The following is an 18,108-nucleotide window of genomic DNA, read 5'->3' as shown; positions in this document are numbered from 1 at the left end:
CTAGATAAGCTCACTTAAATTAAGGCTTGGCCTATTGATCAAAATAATTTTTTTTTCGAGAAAAGCTTGGCGGGTCTTGCAGGGGAGCTAAAACGATAGAAGAAAAAATTTACGTGCTATTCTAATTAAATTTTAAGTTTTTGAAATATTTTTAGCTTTTAACAGCTTTTCTTCATTTTTTAGAGCATCTTGAGAGCCTGGAGGTGGATTTATTTAATGCTTTTTCAAAAGTGTCTGTCTGGCTCCAGATTTCAATTTGTTGGCGTGCACGGGTAATGGCTGTATAGATGAGCTCTCGACCAAAATGCTCACTACCTTCAGGAAGCAATAAAATCAAATGATTGAATTCACTACCCTGGCTCTTATGTACAGATAAGCAATAAGCATATTCATAACTGGGTAATAGAAGGGCAGGTATTTTTTTCTCAGCAAATAGGGCATAGTCCCCTGCTTGCACATGGCCTTCGAGTTGGTGAGGTTTTTGTCTGATAAGAAAGCCTACATCTCCATTATATAGATCTCTTGTAGAATCATTAGTGGTAATGATTATAGGAATAATCATGCGTTGATGAACTTTAGTCTTCTTTAAAATTTCTTGGTAGAAAAAAGCATTCAGCTGATCTACTCCTAAGGGTCCTTTTCGAAGAGGGGAAAGAATACGGAAATGGTTCATTGATAATTCGGAAATATTCGATTCTTCCCATGATAAATAAGGCTCTACCTTTAACCATAGCTGCTGCTGAATTGAAAAAGCTGGCAGATCTTTGCTTAATCTTACAAAGTGTAGAGCTTTTTTTGAAGATTGTAAGTGTTGTAAAGCTGCCTGGCTTTCTCCTTTTTTGATCTCCTCGGCTAAGTCAATGATTTCTTCTAACTCTGAACGTAGGCATTTTTTTAGTTCAATGAATTGATGAGGTTTACAAAGGCAGGTCATGTCTGCAAAAAAAGAGCCTGCTTCAATAGGTGGCAATTGATAAGGATCTCCAAGCATGATAAGGCGAGCACCGGGCTTAAGTGCTTGAAAAAGTAAAGACATCAAACGAATATCAATCATAGAAGATTCATCAATCACTAATAAATCAGCATTAATGAGAGGGGCGGTAGAAGATAGGCTTTTTGATTTAAGGCCGAGTAAAGAATGAATAGTGGTAGCATTGATGGGAGAGAAACCTTCCAGATCACTAACTGCTTTACTTAAGCTTTTCTGTAGCTGCGCGGCAGCTTTTCCTGTAGGGGCAGCTAAAGCAATACGGCAATTATCTTTTTGAGTATTATTCAGGCTATTCCAAAACACCTTAATAAGTAAACCCGCCGTATAAGTTTTACCGGTTCCAGGTCCGCCGCAAATAATCGTTAATGATTGGTTTTCTAGTTGAGCAATAGCTTGGGCTTGTTCAGGAAGTAAGTTATTAGTAGATAAAAGGTGAGCAAGGTTGGCTTGGAAAAGTGCCTTATCAAGCTCCAGAGAAGCTTTTTGCTCTAAAAGGCGATGAAATTCTCGTAAGCAACAATGTTCGTATAGCCAATATTTTTGAAAATAGAAAAGATCATTTAAGCGACATAAAGGAGTAGGAGGAACTATATCTTCTGTTTCTGTAATAAGGTGGAGTAAAGAAGGAGGGATATGGTGAGTACTGCGGCTAATTAATCGTTCTAATTCTTGCCATTCTTCTGGGGAGAAATGATTCTGCTCTTGAACTTCCCATACATCTTGAGGTTTAGGTAAAACTTCAGCGTCAGAAACTTTTATACATAAATGACCTGCTCGAGTCGATTGAGAGAGATGAAGAAGGAGCGGCAGAGTATCTACAGAGGCATTATAGCTTTTAATTAAATAATCTGCTAAAGCGAAATCTACCAAAGGGAGTGCTTGATTATTCTTAAGCTTATCTATTAGATTGATGTTTTGTGAAGATTGCATAATTTTTATTTAAAATAAGGGAAAAAGTTTTATTTCCTCATCTAACCGCTCTTAAGATCAAATTTTTAAGACACCTGTAGGTTTTCCTGTACTTGCATTAAGTCCGCGTAAAAAGATGTAAAAACATCCCCCGAAAATTTCTTCAAAAGGTCGCTTGTCTACTAGTTTTAAGTAACGCTTTGCAGCTTCACAATAAATATGTGCTTGAAAATAGTAATCATGCTGTTCCATAGCTGCTTTCATCTTTTCAAAGTCATAGGCTTCAATGTTAGGACCTAGCCAGTTACTTTTCCAATCCAGAATGTAATAATGATGATTATGAAAAAATATGAGATCAATGACTCCTTTAAAAAAACCTTTATGCCATTGAAGCTCTTCTACCAGCATTTCTTTTGCACTCGGATAAAGAAATTCTGTCTCACGATAAAGCAAGGAAGGGTGTATATCTTTAAGACGAAAATTCTCGCTGATTTTTATTTGCAAAGCTTCATAGGTGATTTCGCAAAGTACTTTTTCCCAAGAATGAAACTCAGTCTCTTGAATTAATGGATGAATCCAGCTTTTTAAATCGTTAGCAGAAGCAATTTTATTTACTACCGAAAAAGGAATAATTTCTAAAATCTTATGCAGTAGTTTTCCTGTTATATTTCCAGAGGGAAGGGTGTGTGCATTCTTGCAAGGAGCTTGAAAATTATGAGGCACCGCATTAGCGGGCTCTAGAGAGTAAGGATCTCTGCTCGCTAGAGCCTTTTTGTAACGCGTAAGGGAGGTAAAAGATTGAATAAAGTTTTTTTCCCCTGGAATCTCTACAGAAGGAGGAGCCACAAGAGGAGGAATGTTTTGATTTTTTAGAGGCGCTACTTCATCAAATGTTTCCTTTAATAGAGAATAGGTAATGTGGGCCTCTGGATAAGCTTGGATAAAGTTTTGTAGCCGATAGCTATCACCCTCTTTAATCCGGCTGTAAAGTTCTTGATAACTGCAATTTTCTTGTCCTAAGCGTGCTAAGAAGATATCCATAGGAGAGGCCCCCCCACACTCTATTTCGGTGGGCTTATCGCTCACAGCTACAGGTATATACAAGCGGTATTTGGCCCGCGTCATAGCTACATACAGCTGGCGCATCTTTTCTGCATCCATCTCCTCACAATATTTAACATAGGAAGCAGAATGTTTTTCTAAGCAAGGGACTAGGTAATGAGAGGTTCCCTCCTTTTGAGGAATCAGGCGACCTCTTGCTTGTGTGCGACCCACCAGCCCATAAGCAAAGACGATATCATATTCTAAACCTTTGCTACTATGCGTGGTTAAAATAGAGACAGCTTCACGGCTGGGATCAGTAACTTTTTTAAGGCGTTCTTCATCTTCTACGCCCATGTTTTTATATTCATCTAAGAAAGCAATCAGATGCTCGGGACTTGCGGGATGCTCATTTTGATACTCCATTAGTAGGTAGGCAATTTGAGTAAGCTCATCATAAAATATATCTCCGCCTTCTCTTTTCATAAGTCTTTCAGCTACGCTTAAGCTATCCATAGGTCCTATAGATTGCATAATGCGCTGAAAAAAAATAGGAAAACCTTCTTGAGATAAATGGCGTTTAAATGCATAAAATTCAGCTAAGATACGCTCTAAAAAAATTGGATCTTCTAATTTTTTAATTTCATTATAATTCCATCCTAATATGGGGCCTCCTAAGGCAATTTTAACGCAGTTTTCATTTCTTGGATTTAATATCCCTACTAATAATTCTCTAAGGCTCTCCCAAGCAATGGATTCTGTCAATGAGGTTTGCTTTTGCAAATGATAGGGAATATGATGACGATCAAAATAATAGGCTAAGCGCTGACCTTGAAATCTATCTTTAATTAAAATGGCAAATTGGTTGAATTTAAAGCCGTCTGAATTGTGGAGACGTGTGATTTCTTGCGCTATAAAAGGAAAGAAAAACTTTTCTTCACACTCTTCAGAGGGGAATCTTTGGGTTGACTTAGAAACAACGGGGGCTTGAAAGAAATGAATGCTACCCTGTTCATCTAAAAATTTTCTTTCCTTTATGTGGGGGGAAAATTTGACTTCAGAATAATCCAAGTAGGCGTTTTCTGCTAAGGAAGGTAAAGAAAATAATCCTGGGCATGCTTTAAATAGAGTATTCAAAGCTTGTACTAGCGAGGGTTGAGAACGATAGTTAGTATCTAAAGAGGCTCGATTTGCAAGGCCTAAGGATTTTCCGGCAGAAAGGTAAGTGTAGATATCTGCTTGCCTAAAAGCATAAATAGATTGTTTAGGGTCACCGACTAAATAAATTTTGCAGGTAGAAGTTTCTAAAAATAATGTGTTAAAGATTTGCCATTGCACCGGATCGGTATCTTGAAATTCATCGATAATGGCAGCTTGATAAAGGGAGCGTACTTTACCTGCAAAGGAGGGGGAATGGATGGCCTTAAGCATATGCTTAAGTAAATCATTTTCCTGATGTTTTTCTTCTTCGGAGAGATATTTGTGCATTAATAAGCGGCAGTAGAAAACTAGGCGGGCAAATATAAATTCATAGCTTTTCGCTTGCTGTATAAGGGGATAGAGCGATTGAGTAAGAATTGGAACTAGCTCAGGGTAATTCAATGAAGAATTTTTAGGAAGGTTATTGGATTTCTTTTTATTAAGGTTAGTGGGGGCAAAAAATTCGCAAATAAATAGCCCCTCTTTAAGTAAGAGATCAAAATCATCAGCATTCCAGCTATCTTTCCTAAATAGCTCAATAAAAGCATGGATAGAGCTTGTACTCTTGTTTCTAATGCTTTTATAAAAACTTATTTGGCGTTCAACGTCTTCTTGCATCTTCTCAGGTAGCCAGCCTCTTTCTTTTTTTAAAGTTCGCATGATGGTGCAAAACTTTTCCACGTCTGAGGAGAAATCAGGAGTAGCTGCTACCTCGCAATCCTTCGTCAAATATTTTAATAAGGCTTCTTGAACTTTTTCTAGGCGATTGCCATGGGCTTGTAGCACAATCTGTAATTGTACAGGGCTAAAAATATGGGGCCGTATCTCTGTACGGAAGAAATCACGAATGAGTTGAAGAAGTTCTTGTTTTGTTAAAGATCTTTGTTCAAAGGAGCCTTTATGCATGCTAAAGTCACTTTCAAATAAAAAGTTGGTTAGCATGCGTAGGCAAAAACCATGGATTGTATAAATTTGAGCTTGATCGAAAGTGGCTAGTGCATGTTCTAAGCGCCGCTTAGCTTTCTCAACTTGGGCATCTCCTTGTTCCATGATAGCCTGTAAATAATCACAAGCTTCATCCTTAGAAGATTTCTGAAGAAGGGATAAGGAATCTTCTATCTTATTTCTAATTCTAGTTTTTAGCTCACGAGTAGCTGCTCTTGTGAATGTAACCACTAGAATTTGTTCAAGAAGAGAAGGCTCTTGTACCCCAGCATCTTCTTCAATTAACAAGCGTATTACAATATTTTCGATGGAAAAGGTTTTACCCGTACCTGCCGAGGCTTCAAGTAAATAATGCTGGCGTAAATTTAAACTTCTATGAAGGACATCAAAACTCTTCATACTCTTAAATGCAAAGATCCTTTTTTGAGATGGAGGCGAAAACTAATAAAGTAGAAAAATGAAGCATAGCAAAATAAGAGGTTTAATTGGATCTAAAAGATTTGCTTTAGAGGAGTTAAGTGAAGGTTTTTTTGTTTTTTTCTTGGTGTTTGCTAAATTGTAGGAATATTTTAATTTTCCATAATGCTCATTCTTTTGAGTATCTTCAAGTTTTAATCTTCTCCTCTCCCAGCATATCAACCTCTTTTTTCAACTTCCTCTTAGATGTTAGCTATACATATCCTCTGAAAGCTATCCTTCTACTTAAGAAGAAGCTTTTATATAGGAGGCGATTGTATAAAGATCAGCTTAAAAGCTTATTATACGCTTTTGAACTACTCTTTATGTATCCCCATACTTTATAAAATCCCTTTCGTTAAGCAGTGAGACATCTTTCAGAGGGGTGGGTATGCAAACTAAGTTTTTTTAAAGCGTATGACTTCGCCTCAAAAAATATAAATGTTGGAGGCAAGATAACTTGATTTAAGCGGATATCTTAAAAGCCGTGTTTTACCCTTATCCTTGTGCATGTTATTAAAGAAATTTTAAAGCCTGTAGCTTAATCTCTATAAGGGAGAACTCGATCTATCTATCAATGATTAAGCAGATCTTTAGCCGGATCGATAAGTTAAAAGAAAGATTTTAAGGTGTTCTCTTATATGCTTTTGAGCAGCACTTTATATAATTTCATCCTTAATGAAAATCTATCTTTAAAAAAATGCAGCTCCCCAAAAGGGTCATCTCTTTTTTAGATTACAGAGACCTACTCCCTTTAAACCGTAGTATTTCATTGCTTTTGATGTCTCTTTTCAGAGCAGCGAGATACCTGGAGTAATGAAGTTTAAAAAATAGGATAATAAGCTTTAAAAAAAGATATGTCTATTACCTAATCCTTTAAAAGCCGTCTCTTTAATCGTAGAGACCTACTTATAGAGCAAGCGATTGCATGAGGAGTGGAGCAAAAGCATATAGATAGTGCTAACAATAGATTTAGTATTTTTTGTCTCTTTTAGGCAAAAAAAGAGAATAAAAGGAGTTTTTTAAGTTGAGAAATAGAACCTAAAATTAAAGAAAAAATTGTGGCCTATAATTTTTAATTAAATACTTTAGCCGTTTCTATTCCAGTAATTCGTCTAATTTTTCTTTAATTAAAATTATATTTTCTTCAGTTAACTTTAAACAGCAATGTCCTCCTTCTTCTGTCATTATCTTCTCACTTTGCTTTTCTAAAGATAAGCTTTTCCACTCTTTTTTCTCCTCATCTTCACAATCATTGGGAAGAAATCCATAAGGCATGTATAAGTGCGCCTCCCCTTCGTCTTCAAAACACATAAAAACTTCCTGGCATCTATGCTCTTTTGCAGCAAGAATGATATATAAGAAAAGTAGCTTTTTTATTAGATAGCTTTCCTTTTTAAGTTTATGAATTTTTAGGGTATTGATTTCGCAGCTGTGGGCCTCAGGATTATGCCAATATTCAGTGACACCTAATAATGTTGTCGTATCCGATCCCGACGTTATTACAATCATTTGATGGGTACGGATGGTAGGTGCATTGAAATAATAATCTTTTGCCTCGGAAGGAGTAGCAGGACGAATTAAAAGATCTTTGGCATTTAAAAGAGGCATAATAAAGCTAGAAAAGCAGGGAATATTGTTCCACGTGTTTTTTGAAGATAGGTAATAGCGCTCTGTTGCAAGAGATTAATTTCTTGAAGCTTAGACAATAAGGCGGTCGCTAAAGGGCTGTCGGAAATTTTATAGATAAAGAAGAAAGAGAAGACTTTGTAAGCTTTAAAGGCTTTAGGCTTTGTTGAACGGTAGCGTTAATTTTTGAGTGATGGGTTGTAGTCTCCTTTAATTGGCTCTCCCTTGAAGATTCTATACTTAGGAAATTAGGAAGGTGAGAAAAAGTAGGACTTAATGAATGAGTATTCATACAAAGATCTATTTTTATTAAATTTCAGATAGTAGGGTCTTCTAGGAGATGTTTTTTTTGTACTTTATAAATTTTTGAGGGATATTAAAGAGCAAGCTATTAAAAAAATTGTAACCCAAACAATAATTTTAAATAAGTTTTTTAGAGCCCATTCTATTTTTTATTCTTCTTGGGAAATCCATTCTTGATAAGGCTTAGAGAATAGAGAACGTGCTTTTGTCTGCCAGTTTTCAATCATATTAGCTGCATTTAAGGATTGTGGGCGGCAAACCCATTGAAGATATTTATTATAGATAGGGTTAAAGCTATCATTTAAAGATTGATGCATAGAGGCTTGGACTACCTGCTGATCATGAAATACTAAATCGTATAGCCATTCTTGAGTGAGAGGGGATACGTTGTGTAGACTTTCAAAGTAATATTCCAAAATATGTTCTAGCTCTGAAAAAGCCTGTTGAGAATAAGCTTTTTTTATTTTTCCGCTTTTTGAACATAATAGCTGTTTTTCCAAAGGAAGGGAATAATGATCAATAAGACAGCTAAGGATAACAAATTCCCCCCAGGGTTTGAGGATATCATTCTTATTACCGCTAATGTTGGCAATTAACCCTTGCTCAGAGACTTCACTCAAACTGCCTACAATTTTTATACGTACTCGATCTTTATAGTAAATTTCTAGAGGAGGAAGTTTCCATCCTTTCTCGTCCTGCACAGGAAAATGATAGCGTTCATGCAAGGTTATCTCAAAAATTTTGCTAACATCCACATTAAGCTTAGAAAGAGTTTCGTGGTATTTAGCGATGGTACTGTGAATATAAGAAAGGGCTACCTGCTTGAAAAGGCCTAAGGGAAATTTTCCTTGTCTTTCCGCATGGATGATCGCCTCATTCACACTGTTTTTTAAAGAGGCTTTTTTAAAATCTAACATTTGCAAATGATTGATCACAAAAAATTCTTCTGTTTGCAAACCATGATCTTCCTCTCTTAAAAACATTCCCAAGTTTTTGTTAAGAAAGCTTTTAATAGGGTTTTGGAGAGCATTTTTGAGATGACGTATTTCTAAAACAATTTCAGGAAAATTAAGCTCTACTTTCACTTGTGGAGTAAAATCGTGAAGAAACTGATGACGGCCTTTTTTGTCAGCAAGATAATAACTTGAGGCTAACTGATAATCATAATAAGAGTAGTTGGGAAGGCGTTTTTCTGAAGAGAAGTATTGGTAATCAAAGGAGCGGTAAGGATGAGCATAAGTAAGCGTAGAGGAGACTTTACCTTTTTCATGCACAAAAGCTTGATCTATATAATGGAGAAGTTCGGTCACTACAAGAGAAGAGGCCTGATCTTTTCCCTCGTTTCCTGTGTAATGCGTATAACTTAAAATAAAGTAGTTTCTGGCTGATAAAAGCGCTTCTAAAAATAGATAACGGTCATAATCATTACGGGTAGGGCAGTAGTCGCAAGACTTGTTTTCTTTCATTAAATTTAAAGAAGAGCTATTTTCATTACGTGGAAACACGCTTTCATTCATGCCTACTAAAGCAATAACTTTAGCAGGTAAAGAACGCATAGGTAACATCGAACAAAATTTAACAGTTTGCAGATGATTTTCTTGAAAAGTAAAATGCCGGTGATTTAGGTAAGTTTCTAAATGCTTTTTTAAAGCATCAAAGCAGACTTTATGATTAGGAAGCCAACAGGCTGCTTTAGTGAAGGCATCTAATTGATTAAATAAATCTTGGTTTTCTTCCTCTTCTGCGTCTTTGTCCGCAAGATAGGTATAAGTAAGACGTTGTAACTCTAAAATCCACTCCTGGTAACTTTTTTTGGTACCATCGACCAAGCTTTTTAGGTCTTTCTTTAAAGCTCGCATGAGAGCGATCCATTTTCCTAGCAAAATTGCTTGGCTAGTTTCCACATGATTAGGGCGAATTAAAGCAGTAGAATCTTTAGGCAGCTGATCCATAGCTAAGCCTAAGAGTAAGCTAGCAAAACCTCCTTCCCAAGTTCCTTTAAGGGTGTCATCAACCATATTTTGACAATGCCTTTGGTGGAGAAGTTCATTACGATGAAGTGCATCTCCCCCCCAGTGGATACCTACATCTTCCAGCCAGGTGCGTATTTGCAAAACTTCCTCAGCAGAGATTTGGTGTTTTCTTTGAAAGGTCGAGAAATTGAATAAATATAAGATGTCTTCAGCATCCCAGCGGCCTGAAGGAAGGTTAAGCAGATGCCAAAACTGTTTAGTAAGCGAATCTTCAGCAAGTGCATGCATGTCGAGTAATTGGTAATCTAATTGAGGATTCTGGGTGCCGAAAATTTGTCGAATATAAGGAGCATAGACAGTAATATCAGGGGCCATCACGATAATATCAGAGGCCTCTATATCCCCCTCTTTTTTAATAAGTTCTAAAAGATTATTATAAAGAATTTGTATTTCTCGTTGCCTTGTGGGAGCGCAATGAAGTTGAATAGAAGTATCGTCAGAGATAAGGATTTTTTCTGCACTATCTGGGTTACGCATGAACAGCAAATCCGCTTGAATGTAATCTAAAAGACATGGTGCATGCTTAGCTGCTTCCCAGATTAAAGTGTCATCAAGGTGTTCAGAATAAATCTCCTTTTTCTGTAGACAATGAGGTAGAGCATACTGAGCATAAGTCTCCTGATCCTTTTGCTCTAGTAATTCAGACATTTTACGCCCTAGCTTACCCCAATTGGCTAACAAAACATTTTTATCGCGTAAATAGCTTTCTAGCTCTTGCTGCTCAGAGGAAAGAACCTTTTGCTTTTTCCAAAACTGTTGTAATTTTTTTGCTTCTTTTTCAGATAAAATATCGCTCCAGAAGATAGAGCAGGGTGATAGCAAATAGTAATTAACAGAATATTGCTCGGCTATTTTTTCAAAGAGTAAATAATCACTATTAGCCATAAAGCTAATAGAAAAAAGATGAACTTGAAATTCAATGAAGAAATCGTTAGCTAGAATAGGCTCGTTATAAAAACAACTCCAGTTATTGTCCGGGGAGGAAAAGAGGGAACGCCAGAGAGCTTGTTGCCATCCTTGTTCATCAGAGTTCCATTCATCGACCATCGCTTTCCCATATTTTCCATAGTCCCTGAAAAGCTGAGCTACAGTTTCTGCCAGTAGGGCTAACCGTTTTGCACTGCGCTTAGAGAAAAGAAGAGATGGGTCAGAGCTAACATTAACTTTCAAGTAATCGAATAAAGGAGACCAATTTCTTTGCTGAGCGGGAGAAAGAGTATTCCAAGTAAGAGCCATTTTGTAGATATGAGCTTCAATTGCTAAAGTTAATTCCAATTCATTGGGATAATAGAAAGAATTTTTTTGCGGAGAAAAAAAATCGGGAAGCTTTTTTAAGGCCTCTTCTAGATAGATGATTTCTAGGCCAGCAGCAATTTCTAACTCCGGATCTTTAGCTAATTGCAAAATCAGCCAAGATTTAATGGCTAGTGTAGGAACGATAATAAGGCGTCGCGCAAAGGGAGAAGAGCTGCCAAAGAGGCCTTTTTTAAGATGGTCATAAAGAATTTCAATACGATTGCTATAAAAAGTTTTAATCATAAGGGTTTACTCTACCAACAGCTTAAACTATCTAGTCGTTAAGTAACACTGTAATAGCAAAAAACAAAATTGTGAAGAAAATATATTGCTTAAGCCCTTGCTTCAGAGAAAAAAAGAATGAAGTTAGGTTCTAAAACATAGCTAGAGATTGAGTATGGAAGCTAAAAACTGACTATTTAATCATTAAGTTAAAAGTTATGCGTTTTTGAGTAACTGTTTAGGTAATTGCAATCTTAGTAAGGCTCTATTCTTAAAAAAAAGGTAGCGTGCGGATAGCCAATCGTCTTTTAAAGCATATAGGCGTGCCCTGATGTTACCTATCCTTTATTGCCAAATAGCTCTTCCATCAAGTCTTTTAAGAAGATATCGACCCTACAAACATCTAAACCATAAAGAAAGAGTCTATTCATTAAGGTTGCTTGTATATTTAAAGGATAAAGGGACAGACCAAAAATTTGAGGTGGTGAGGTGAATCAAGGGGAGGTAATCAATAGGGTTCATGAGAAAAGCTACTTTATCTTCAAGCTTTGTAGCTGCAGAAAGCTGCTTTGTTTTTCTCTTTTGTGCTCCTACCCTTAAGAAAGCATACGCTAAAAAGGAATCTTCTTACACCGCATACCCTATAGAGTAGATAGCACGCCTAAAGAATTTTCGCCTTGAAAGTCCAAGTCTAGAAACTTTTTCCTTCCATCCCTTATAATCCCAATCCTATTTTTTGCTTGAGTCTTAAGAGTGCACTGCTCATACTGTAAAAATTGTTAAATAATATATAAGTTTAATATGTTAACTTCTCTTATTCGCAAATATTCTTCATTTACCTATTTAAATGTCACTCAATTTTTGGGGGCACTTAATGATAATATCTATAAGTTATTGATTGTTTACTTCTTAATCGATCAAGAAGGGATTGAAAATGGACATAAGATTTTAGCTTTAACAGGAGCTATATTTGTACTGCCCTTCCTGCTATTTTCTGCCTTTTCAGGCGTATTAGCTGATCGTTGTAGTAAGAGAAATATTATTGCCTTCACTAAAATTTTAGAATTAATGGTTATGACGCTAGGTATCTTAGCTTTTTGGTATGAAAGTCGCTGGGGATCTTATCTTATTCTTTTTCTGATGGCTGCTCAAACTGCTTTATTCGGTCCCTCCAAATATGGAATTTTACCGGAGTTAGTGCCTCATGATAAGATTTCTAAATCCAATGGGCTGATGGCCTCTTTTACTTTTTTGGCTATTATATCGGGTACGTTTTTTGCCTCTTTTCTGGTAGATATTACGGGAAGAAATTTCATTGTAGCTGCTATATTTTGCACGGTTATTGCTTTAGTGGGGGTCATTTCGAGTTTTTGTATTGAGTATACTCCTCCAGCAGGCTCTTTGAAGAAATACGATGCTCGATTTCTATATGACATTTATAGCAACTTAAAGCTTGCTAGTTTGCATCCTTCCTTATTAATGGCAGTATGCGGCTCGGCTTTTTTTCTATTCTTGGGTGCTTTTGTTCAACTTAATATGATCCCTTTTGCCACTCAATCTCTTCATCTGACTGATATTCAAGGCGGTTATCTATTCCTTTTAACAGCATTAGGAATAGGAACGGGATCAGTAGTGGCTGGAAAAATATCTGGTAGAATGGTGGAATTAGGGCTAGTTCCTATTGCAGCCTTAGGAGTAGCCATTAGTTGTTTTATGATTGACTTGTTCTCTCATAATCTCGTGATGGTGATGGGGCTAGTGATCCTAGTAGGTTTTTTCGGGGGAATCTATGAAATACCTTTAGATTCTTATGTGCAAGTGGCCAGTCCTAAGAAAAATAGAGGACAGATTGTGGCAGCCACCAACTTTTTAAGTTATATAGGCGTGTTGTGTGCTTCAATTATGTTATATTTGACAGAAGAAATGTTAAAATATAGTCCTGATAAAAGCTTTAGCATTATTGGAACCATTACCTTATTTATTACGGTGCTAATTGGCTATCAGTATTTCGATTACTTAGCTCGCTTTATTGGAATGATTCTTTCACGTTTACATTTCCAAGTAAATTATTATGGCCTAAAAAACATTCCTGAGACCCCTACTATTTATGTTTGTTCTCATACCGCATGGAATGACACTTTGCTGATGCTAGGAGCACAGCGCAGGAGATTACGTTTCTTTATTGAGCAAGAACAAGGGCATAGCAGTAAGTTTATGCGCCGGCTTTATCGTTTATTACGTGTCGTTTTTATCCCTGACATTGAGCCCTTAGAGAGAAATACAGCATGCTTAATGGCAATAAAAAAGACGCTGGACAAGGGAATCTCAGTATGCATTTTTGTGGAAAATGAAGCCATTGAAGAAGAGATCGAGAAGTTAAAGCATTCTTATAGCTTTAGAAAAATTTTAGATGAAACTTATTATTCTATCGTTCCCGTCATTATTTCTAAAGGGATGAAAGACAAAAAGGCTCGTTGGTTTGTCTCGCTGATGAAAAAGTTTCGTGTTCCTGCTTCGCTTGCTTTTAATACTAAAATACCAGGGGAACAGCCCATACCCGAAGACTTTGAAGATGAACTTTGTTTAGTTACAGACTAAACAAATTTTGGTGACAACGGTTTTTTAGACATTTTTTTGCAAAATGAAGTAAAAGCTCATCTTTTTAAGTTTTGTGCGCTGCAATATTAATTTTTCTTTTCTACAATTTAATTCAAATTTTAGGCAGTTCGAGCTGATTAAAGCATTTTTTGCGTAAGTTAAGGCTATAAAAGAGTTTTTTCTCAAAAAATGCTATATTTTCTCTACAAATAAATTATTGTAGAGCTCTTAATTTCTTGCAAAGTTTACTAGGAAACCAAATAAGCTACATAACCAACAAGGCCATCTTTTTAAAATCCGCTTTAGCGACGAGCTTAATCAAAATCATCTTCCTATTTAAGCTATCTTAAGGTGATAGAATGAAAGCACCTGAAGAAGAATTTGATAAGCTGTTTGCAGAAAGTGTAGGCCAACCAGCAAAGTCTGTAAGGTTAGTTATGGGTCTCCTTATCTTGCAGCATATGTGTGAAATTTCTAATGAAAATATATTGGATAAAGGGGTAGATACTTCTTATAGGCAATACTTTTGTGTTTATGCTTTTTGGCATCATGCGGTGTCTATCCACCCTACTTCTTTGATTAAGTGGAGGCATAGGTTAGGAGAAGCTGGACTTATTACGGGGAGCATTTAACATTTTACATTTAGCAAGTTGCATACCTCCTATGGCAGCTTTTGACAAAGTTTTGAATAATATGAGACTGCTTCTGGCGCATTTTGGTGTTCACTTAAATTATTCATCATTTTTCTCTTAGTAGGAGAACGTTTCCTACCTACCTTTGTTTTTATAGCTCGATCCAAAAACTCATCCGGCGTAATTCTAGGCAATGGCTAGGCAAGTAAATGGGACAAATGAGCATGCTTTTTATTTAATTTAAGCCATCTTCCTTTTACTTTTTTTTAATTTATGAACTGTATGCTGATCAACAATCAAAAAAACTTTTTTAGTCGCTTGATGAACCAACCTTTTCAAAAATTTGAGAAACATATTTTCGTTAAAATTCTCGTGAAATACCATAAAGATTAGCTGCCCTAAAGTGGTAATCTTTGAGATGATGCTATAAGAAAGTCGATTTCCTATACCCTTTACAACTGGCGTTTTTCCTTTTATTCCGTAGTTTTTTCCTGCATGATATCCCATCTCATCGCCCCAGTGAATGGTTTCTTTTTTACGTTTTGCTTTCTTACGAATTAAAGGATATTTTACCTGAAGCCACTTATTAATCGTTTGGGGATTTTGCTCAATTGCCTTACGAGCCGGTTTTTTGGGAGAAAATTTTCATTTAGTTAAATATCTCCTTACCGTTCATTTGGAAAGGCGAATGTAAAATTTTTGCTCCCTTAATGACCCAACAGATTCTCTTGTCCAAAGTGAATAGGGCATTCCTACTTCATCTGGGCAAGAATTCTTCACCATCTTGACAATTTGCGCACTTCGCCAGGGCAACGGGTGACTACCTTGTTGATGACTTCTTTAGCGAATCTCTAGCCCTTTAGCACCTGATTCTAGACAGGCTTTTGCCCACTTCCAAATAAATTGCCTACTCACACCTAATGTTTTCGAGATCGTTATTTGAGAAGTTTTATTTAAAAATAATCTAATAGCTTGGTGTCGAAGCTCTTGTTAAATCATTGGCGATAAAAATCGTGCATCTTTTGCTTTCATACCTCTCTCATATAAACTTTAAAATGAGGTAATGTAAAGCATTATATGCTCCGATTAATAGCTGCTAACATAATAAGAGCTTTTGATCTGGAGCGAAGTGCGGCAGAAGCTAAACGAAATGCTACTTATACGCTTGATTACTTAAGAGGATTGCTAGGTAAGGTATTCGTCAAATAATTTTGTTCAAACCATCCTGACTAGATTGTTGGTCGGTTGCTTTTTTACATCATGTTCGAGGTTGGCGATGTTAAAAAAATGGTTTTTGGAATAAGTGAGTATTTTTGTTGCTGGAGTGAGGCGGCTGAATCGGCGGTTAGCTGGTAATCCCCCTGGTGATAAGGATACGAATTCGTTTGACTTGCTTTCTTAATTTTTTATATTGTCTTTAAAAATAAAAATACTGAAAAGTTATCACTACTCAAGGAAATAAAATGCATCCTATCTCATCCACATCTATTGAAAGCTTGCCCAATGAATTGCTACTCCCTATCTTAGAGGCTTGCGTAGTTCCTCCCTTATTTAGCGTCTGTAAAAGATGGCATCATCTGCTGGCTACTGAAGTCATGCCCCCTCTTTATAAGCAAATAGGTAAAGTGCATGTTCCTCAAGGAAATGTTAAGGAGCAGGCTCTTATTGTAGATAGGATTTATAAGCTAGAAGAAAAGCTTTCTGAAACAGCAAAGGTAAATGTAATCTTTAGGCAAACCTTTACTTTAGCCAAGTCTTTTTCTCCTTTAGAATTTAAAGAGAAAACGGAAGAAAAAAGAGGCTTAACGCTGGCTAATTACTCTTCTTATCTCTTAAATGTTAATCGCCTTTTACTTTGGGAAAGACTCCCTGGTGGGGAAGAATACTTGAACCGAGAAGAAATTAAGCACTTGCCTCTAGAAAAAAAAGGAGAGCTTCTTAGAGATTGGATTGGAGAAAATTATAAAAACATCATGGCTTTAGATTTATCTAAAGCAGGCTTGACTTACTTACCCCCAGAAATAGGCCAATTGTCTCAGCTAACACGGCTTTACTTAAATCAAAACCAGCTCACCGCTCTGCCTGCAGAAATAGGGCAGTTGTCTAATCTGCTACAGCTTAACTTAAATCAAAACGAGCTCACCGCTCCTTTGCCTGCAGAAATAGGGCAGTTGTCTAATCTGCTACAGCTTAACTTAAATCAAAACCAGCTCACCGCTCTGCCTGCAAAAATCGGGCAGCTGTCTCAGCTTCGAGCGCTTTACTTAAATCAAAACCAGCTCACCGCTCTGCCTGCAGAAATAGGCCAATTGTCTCAGCTGCATAAGCTTCACTTAAATCAAAATCAACTCACCAGTCTGCCTGCAGAAGTCGGACAGCTGTCTCAGCTACAAGAGCTTTACTTATATCAAAACCAACTCACCAGTCTGCCTGCAGAAATAGGCCAATTGTCTCAGCTGCATAAGCTTCACTTAAATCAAAACCAACTCACCAGCCTGTCTGGAGAAATCGGGCAGCTGTCTGAGCTGCGAAGGCTTGAATTAAATCAAAACCAGCTCGCCAGTCTTCCTGCAGAAATCGGGCAGCTGTCTAAGCTGCAAACGCTTGATTTAAGCCAGAATCAGTTCACCAGCCTGCCTGGAGAAATCGGGCAGCTGTCTCAGCTGCAAACGCTTGAATTAAATCAAAACCATCTCACCCGCCTTCCTGCGGAAATCGGGCAATTGTCTCAGCTGCAATGGCTTAACTTAAATCAAAACCAGCTCGCCAGTCTGCCTGTAGAAATCGAGAAGCTGTCTGAGCTGCGAAGGCTTTACTTAAATCAAAACCAGCTCACCAGTCTTCCTGCAGAAATCGGGCAATTATCTCGGCTGCGAGGGCTTTACTTAAACAACAACCAGCTCACCAGCCTTCCCGCAGAAATCGGGCACTTGTCTCAGCTTAACAATCTTGGATTAAAACAAAACCAGCTCATCAGTCTGCCTACAGAAATCGGGCAGCTGTCTAAGCTTACCAAGCTTGAATTAGCGGAAAATCCTTTGAAAGATATTGCAGAAGAAATAAGGCAGCGTTTTTAATTGTAGAATGGTAAGTACTTTTTAGATTTGGGTGGGCTAAAATGAAATAAAAACTTTTAGCCATCTTATCTTTAAACGAGTAATCCGTTTTCTTCCGGCAACTGAGTAAGCTTAAACTAAACTACACATTTGTAACGACAAGAAGCTTTTCTCTTTTTCTGCAGAGCGTTATGGCTGGGAGAACAACTTTTCTTGACAGGAAGAAGCTAGACGTATTGTATTCCATCATTCGATAGAAGAGTTAAAACGTTGCGCCAAAAAGAGCCGTTTTTCTCAAATAAGACAAAAAACCAATCTCATTCTTTTAGCCAAATCAAAATTGCCGCGTCACTTAATCCCCAAACCTGTGGCTGCTCCTAAATGCTTAGAAGGTCTCCACCCTTTCCTTGGATCTAGCTGAAAAAAAAGCTTTGTAGATTATCTGTGAGTTGTTTTTTATTGTTAAAGATACGAATTCCTTTGACTTGCTTTTTTAATTTTTTTATATTACCTTTAAAAAAGTAAAAATACTGAAAAGTCATCACTACCCAAGGAAATAAAATGCATCCTATCTCTTCGACCTCTATCGAAAGCTTGCCCAATGAATTGCTGCTCCCTATCTTAGAGGCCTGCGCAGTTCCTTCCTTATTTAGCGTCTGTAAAAGATGGCATCATCTGCTAGCTTCTGAAGCGATGCCTTCTCTTTATAAAAAAATAGCACAGCTTCATTTCCCCAAGAAGAATGCCACTACCCAGCGAACTCTTATGTTAGCTAAAGTTTACCAACTCAATCCTGG

General features: G+C 37.0%; 9 protein-coding genes and 1 pseudogene. 3 read left to right on the top strand and 7 right to left on the bottom strand.

Annotated features, from left to right (window positions below):
• Nucleotides 1-172: 172 nt before the first annotated feature.
• The 5 genes from recD to DB42_RS01835 all read right to left on the bottom strand — a co-directional run bounded on the left by recD (nucleotide 173) and on the right by DB42_RS01835 (nucleotide 11,046).
• Nucleotides 173-1,921, bottom strand: a complete 1,749-nt coding sequence (gene recD / locus DB42_RS01860) for an exodeoxyribonuclease V subunit alpha (protein ID WP_052435907.1) — start codon at nucleotides 1,919-1,921, stop codon at nucleotides 173-175.
• A 57-nt stretch (nucleotides 1,922-1,978) separates the two neighbouring features.
• Entirely contained in the window at nucleotides 1,979-5,485 is a 3,507-nt protein-coding gene (locus DB42_RS01855) for a UvrD-helicase domain-containing protein (protein WP_044881485.1), read from the bottom strand.
• Between the two features lie 1,155 nt (nucleotides 5,486-6,640).
• Nucleotides 6,641-7,153: a hypothetical protein gene (locus tag DB42_RS01845; RefSeq protein WP_044881483.1), complete on the bottom strand. Its 513-nt coding sequence runs from the start codon at nucleotides 7,151-7,153 to the stop codon at nucleotides 6,641-6,643.
• Nucleotides 7,154-7,262: 109 nt separating this feature from the next.
• A complete protein-coding gene (locus tag DB42_RS01840; protein ID WP_044881482.1) occupies nucleotides 7,263-7,463 on the bottom strand; it encodes a hypothetical protein in 201 nt (66 codons plus the stop codon).
• A 160-nt stretch (nucleotides 7,464-7,623) separates the two neighbouring features.
• On the bottom strand, nucleotides 7,624-11,046 hold the full coding sequence (locus DB42_RS01835) for an exodeoxyribonuclease V subunit gamma (RefSeq protein ID WP_044881481.1): 3,423 nt from the start codon (nucleotides 11,044-11,046) through the stop codon (nucleotides 7,624-7,626).
• 780 nt (nucleotides 11,047-11,826) lie between these two features.
• Between DB42_RS01835 and DB42_RS01830 the strand changes: the two genes are divergently transcribed.
• Nucleotides 11,827-13,623 carry an MFS transporter gene (locus DB42_RS01830; RefSeq protein ID WP_044881480.1) on the top strand — a complete coding sequence of 599 codons (1,797 nt, stop codon included), beginning with the start codon at nucleotides 11,827-11,829 and terminating at the stop codon, nucleotides 13,621-13,623.
• 359 nt (nucleotides 13,624-13,982) lie between these two features.
• Nucleotides 13,983-14,255: a transposase gene (locus tag DB42_RS01825; protein WP_044881479.1), complete on the top strand. Its 273-nt coding sequence runs from the start codon at nucleotides 13,983-13,985 to the stop codon at nucleotides 14,253-14,255.
• A gap of 240 nt (nucleotides 14,256-14,495) precedes the next feature.
• Here DB42_RS01825 and DB42_RS01820 read toward each other — a convergent pair whose 3' ends face one another.
• Nucleotides 14,496-14,780 carry a transposase gene (locus tag DB42_RS01820; RefSeq protein ID WP_368665335.1) on the bottom strand — a complete coding sequence of 95 codons (285 nt, stop codon included), beginning with the start codon at nucleotides 14,778-14,780 and terminating at the stop codon, nucleotides 14,496-14,498.
• Nucleotides 14,781-15,095: 315 nt separating this feature from the next.
• Nucleotides 15,096-15,227 (bottom strand): annotated as a pseudogene (locus tag DB42_RS11800) (helix-turn-helix domain-containing protein); the annotation flags it as partial.
• Nucleotides 15,228-17,872: 2,645 nt separating this feature from the next.
• Here DB42_RS11800 and DB42_RS01810 point away from each other — a divergent pair.
• On the top strand, nucleotides 17,873-18,108 hold a 236-nt coding region (locus DB42_RS01810; protein ID WP_044881477.1), incomplete at its 3' end, for an F-box protein.

The sequence above is a fragment of the Neochlamydia sp. EPS4 genome (assembly GCF_000813665.1).
Taxonomy (GTDB): Bacteria; Chlamydiota; Chlamydiia; order Chlamydiales; family Parachlamydiaceae; genus Neochlamydia.
This window is presented reverse-complemented; position numbering and strand designations above follow the sequence as displayed.